This window comes from Metallosphaera yellowstonensis MK1, from assembly GCF_000243315.1.
In the GTDB taxonomy this organism is placed as follows: Archaea; Thermoproteota; Thermoprotei_A; order Sulfolobales; family Sulfolobaceae; genus Metallosphaera; species Metallosphaera yellowstonensis.
In genome coordinates, this window is the sequence record NZ_JH597770.1 from 767,650 (window position 1) to 772,458 (window position 4,809).

Consider the following 4,809-nt stretch of genomic DNA (forward strand, 5'->3'; position numbering starts at 1 on the left):
GTATATCAGAAATATTGTATAAAGAGCTCTATAAGAAGAAAGTGAAATTCTTGCGTCAATTAGAGCATAAGGTAAATTTATGTTATTTAAGAAAACTTTCAGAATAGAGGTTTTACCTATTCTTCTTATTCCAGTAGGAGAACTATTGGCTCAGAAATTGCAGATTGTAATAAACTTAGCTCCTCATCTGTATCGTATAAATTTTCCCTAGTTTCCTTAGGCCTTTCATCGAAGAAAATTAATAACACCCTTTTAGTAAACTAACACCCTATTAGATTTAAGTTTTTTTTAACATTCTACGTTGTGGATCGCTTCAGAATTATACAAAAATTTTTAAGTAATTATGCAGAGTATTACCCATGGAAAAGAAGAACAGTAGGGATTGGAGTACGATGAGAACGTGGTAACTAGACACAAGCTAATGTTCCCCTTCTACGTCTTCGAACACTGGTGGGAATTACTCCAGGAAGAGAACAGGTATGCTAAGACCAAGTACAAGGCACCAAAGGAGTTCAACGACTAGCATTCCTACACTTGCTCTTACCTTACAGAGTAGAAGGAGTATTAAGCGCTAGTTGAAATGAAGATAATACCGACAAGCCTAGATTAACAATATGGGAAAGGGTAAGAAACATGAATATTAATTTCCCTGAAGCGAGTGACGAACTTGAAGTAGATGATGGTACTGGAATAAGCACAACAAGAGGAGGACAATAGTAGCAAAGTGGGGCAAAAGGAGGGATTCAAAATTCCTTAAGATTGAAGTAGTTATGGAGAAGGACGAGTTCAAGATAGTAAGCGCTGAGGTGACGAGTAATGAGGCCGAATCTGCTTCAAAGTAAAGGACTTGAAGGAAAAGGGTAAGGAAGTTAAGAGGTGGGCGATTCAGGGCTCCATTGCGATTTCTATTTGTTTCTATAGAATGAAAGTGACTTAATTGATCCTACATCAGTAACACTAAAAAGGGGACGAGCGCTAGGTCATACCATGAGACACTCATTCAATCACGTGGTGACCACGCTCGTCCCCGAGGTAGTTGGGGAGGACGCGCCATTAAATGAAATAGCTGAGATGGAGAGGAGGGCCCTGGAGGAGAGGAGGACTCCCCCAGGTACATCAGGGGGAAGGAGGTGAGGAGGAGGGGTTACGCCAGGTACAGGCTCTTGAAGGGGTTCAAGGTCTCCCTCCGGGGGGTCGTGTACGGGCTGGAGTGGGTCACGGTGAGCTTACCCGTGATGTACAGGGGAGGGGAGAGGGTGAGGACGAGGGTGGAGGAGGAGGTGCTCAGGGAGGAGGGGGTGGTGCTCAGGTCCCTCCTCCTGCCCGTGTTGGGAGGGAAGTTGAACGCCAAGCTCTGGACCCAGGAGCTGGAGGTGAGGGGGGACTTCAAGTACGTGGTCGTGGACGGGAAGTACGTGAAGTTGAGGGGAGGGAGGAGGGGGGTCCTCTTAATCGCGTTGGGACTCACTGACCACGGTGTGAGGGCCGTGCTGTGGTCCTGACCGGGGAGGAGGACGTCGTGAGCTACTGGGACCTCCCGGTGAGGCTGTGGAGGAGGTACAACCTCACCCTCGTTGTAGCCGACGGGGTGAAGGCCGTGGAGGAGGCCATCTCCCGCTCCGGGATCCGGGTCGCGAGGCAGACCTGCCCGGTCCACCTCAAACGATGCAGGAGGGTGAGGGACGCACTTGACCCCTCTCCCTGCCCCACCCGGGTCTCTCCTACCTCCTCGCCCCCAGGGAGGCCCCTCCTCAGGTCCAACAACCCGACCAACCCTTCAACTCCCTCCCAGAGAGTTCGGCAAGTGCCACTCCCCCTGGAGGACCGGATCGCCCGGGCCGTAGCCCTCAACTACAACCTCTCGGCCTGTTATCTCGCTCTTGTAATAATATTACAGGATCCCTTATTTCTTCGTGAAATGATCAAATACATTCATAATTCCTCAATTGAATAAGTCCAAATCAACAGAGATATTACAATTCGCAAAGGAGCCCTGAATCGCCCGAGTCCTGAATCGCCCTAACACTTCCGATTATTTAATAGATTAATGACAATAATCTCGACACATAGATAATGTCCAACACTAAAAGTAAAAATACTAACAAAAGGCTTAAATAAAGAAAATTATATGAAAAGATCAATGGGATTAATTAGCAAACTAGACAAATCTATAAGGTTTACGCGATTATTATTACGATTTGTTAACAATTGGTTTGATATTTTGTATCTTACAGTGACCAATAAAAGAGTTAATACTCTAGAAGTCGAGCTGAAAGACAATCATAAGATATTTTTAAGGAGTGTTTACGACCTATATGTTCTTCTTAACCTGCTAGAAAGAGGATGGAAAGTTAAGGAAGCATATGAGAATAACATTATTTCATGTAAAGAAATATGTTTAAATATCAGAACTAAGAAAGGAGCGGATATTTTACATTTAGACGAAATATATGAACGGAAGACCTACGGTAAAACATTTAGGGGAGTTATTATAGATGTAGGTGCTTCTAATGCAGACTCTTCTATTTTTTTCGCAATTAACGGGGCAGAAAAAGTTATTGCACTAGAACCTTTTCCCGAGTCTTATGAACTTGGAAAATACAATATAAAAATTAATAATCTAGAAAATAAGGTATTTTTATTACCTTATGCATTAGCTAATTATGAGAGTTATACAGAATTTATTATTTCTTCAGACAATCCTAATGCAAATGCTGTCAACCCTTCTCCTTACATTATTGGATCTGGAATGAAATTTGAGCAAAAGATTAAAGTGTTCACAATATCTCTTACATCTATAATTAAAAAATATAATATTGATACTATATTCTTACTTAAGATGGACTGCGAAGGATGCGAATACACCGTGTTAAGAGATCTTCCCGCAGACATATTAAATAGGATAGAAAATATAATCTTAGAGTTTCATGATTACCCTAAGGATCTTCCAGATATTTTGAGAAAATCAGGGTTCAATGTAGACTATGAGAATAAACCTATAGGGATTTTAAAGGCATACAAAAATGATAAACTTACCATTCAATTTTGCTAATTTTTGGTACTAACAGTAAAATGTACATGATTGTAAACGATAAAAATTATTTATTTAATACTTCAATATAGTTTTTAATTGAATAAATAACCATATAAAATCTATCTTTAAACACAAAGCTTAACTACCTTTTATACCTAAACCTTTAAAAATTTCCACAGTATTTACACTTTGTGAACCCATTAAGTGGTGCACTGAAATTCCTTTCCACAACGTTATTTAACTCAGTTCTTGCATTAGCATTCTTCCTTGTAGCGGGACACTTCGCTACTCCATCCTTTGTAGGAAAAGTTGCAATAATCCAGCTCATGGAGACAATTACTGGAGCATTCTTCTCTATCCTTCCATACCAGTTAGTTACAAGGGAAGTTTCACATTCTTACGCTTCCTCTCAAGGTTATGATAAGCTCGTCTACACATCTCTTTCTTATTCTCTCCTAGTATCTCCCCTACTCCTTTTCCTCTTGTTCTTTCCGTCATATTTATGGATGTCAATCCCCTATTTCGTGATCTATCTTTTCACAAAATATCAAGGCCAATTGTTAACAGGTTTAGGTAAGTTTACTGAAGTTAATGTAGGTAATGCAGTTTTCACTATTTCCAGGTGGGGCTTTTCAATCATAGCTATTTTCTACCATAGTGTAGAGCTCCTAATATTGATTTGGACTTTGGGGGCTGTAATGAGAGCTGTATACTATCAAATTTACCTCCCATTCAAGTTCTCTCTTGACAAGACTACGTTTAAGGAAATTGCAAAGGTAGGTTTTCCTATATACTTAACCGGCGTCGTTTATTTCATTTCTGGTCAAGGGGACAGAGTAGTTACTGCTTTCCTTTTAGGCTCCTATTACTTAGGTATATACCAGTTAGTAGCCTTAGCTGCGGTCGTTCCATCAATGCTTATCTCATCTTTCTCTTCTTCTCTTCTCCCTTCCTCGACGTACTATCACACAAAGGGAAAGGACATGAAAGAGATTTCTTCCGTGAGTTTTAGAATTGTCACCCTAATTTCTCTACCTTTAGCTATTTTAGGTTACGCTATTTCCCCTCTTTTCATTTCTAAGTTCTTCCCACAGTACGTGCCGGGTATTCCTTCAATGCAGTTGTTAATTCTGTCCTTAACTTCAACGATGCCGTTACAACTCTTATCCACTTTTATGATTGCCGCAAAAAGGAATTATAGACCTTTCATAATTATAGGCATAATTAGCGCAGCAGAGGTTGTAGGAGTGTCTTACTATCTTATTCCTAGGATAGGTATCTACGGAGCGGCAATTGCCCAGGCTTTTAACGCGATTGTCACTTCCCTTCTTTACTTACTCTTTTCTCATTTCCAAGATGTATTCAAACTGGAAAGTAAGGAAATTGCAGGCCTTGCTTTGATAGGTTTATCTTTTTTAGCTTTCATAAATTGGGAAGTAGTATTAGTAGTAGTTCTTTTGGGTTTCAAACTATTAAGAATAATAAGTAATGAAGAAGTTAAGGTAATTGAAGGCTTTACTCCATATAGTTTAAAGAGGATAACTAGGATTCTTTATTTGATAGCGAAATGAAGAACTCAGCTAGGTTTCAGCGAGATAATAAAATTTAAATACCGACACAAAAATAAAACAATAATGATTTTCACTTACGGTCGGACTAAACTAGAAATCCCAGACGGTTTTGAGTTCGTAGGCGATTCAGGGCTCCATTGCGATTTCTATTTGTTTCTATAGGATGAAAGTGACTTAATTGATCCTACATCAGTAACACTAAAA

At 40.1% G+C, this 4,809-nt stretch carries 2 protein-coding genes and 2 pseudogenes; all 4 read left to right on the forward strand.

Features of this window, described 5'->3' with window-relative positions:
• Nucleotides 1-382 precede the first annotated feature (382 nt).
• Nucleotides 383-880: pseudogene (locus METMK1DRAFT_RS15780) on the forward strand (IS5/IS1182 family transposase); the annotation flags it as partial.
• Between the two features lie 107 nt (nt 881-987).
• A pseudogene (locus tag METMK1DRAFT_RS15095) lies at nt 988-1,954 on the forward strand (transposase).
• 279 nt (nt 1,955-2,233) lie between these two features.
• Nucleotides 2,234-3,052 carry an FkbM family methyltransferase gene (locus METMK1DRAFT_RS15100; RefSeq protein WP_245544662.1) on the forward strand — a complete coding sequence of 273 codons (819 nt, stop codon included), beginning with the start codon at nt 2,234-2,236 and terminating at the stop codon, nt 3,050-3,052.
• Between the two features lie 173 nt (nt 3,053-3,225).
• Nucleotides 3,226-4,605, forward strand: coding sequence for an oligosaccharide flippase family protein (locus tag METMK1DRAFT_RS15105; protein ID WP_009075801.1), 1,380 nt, complete (start codon nt 3,226-3,228; stop codon nt 4,603-4,605).
• Nucleotides 4,606-4,809: the final 204 nt, after the last annotated feature.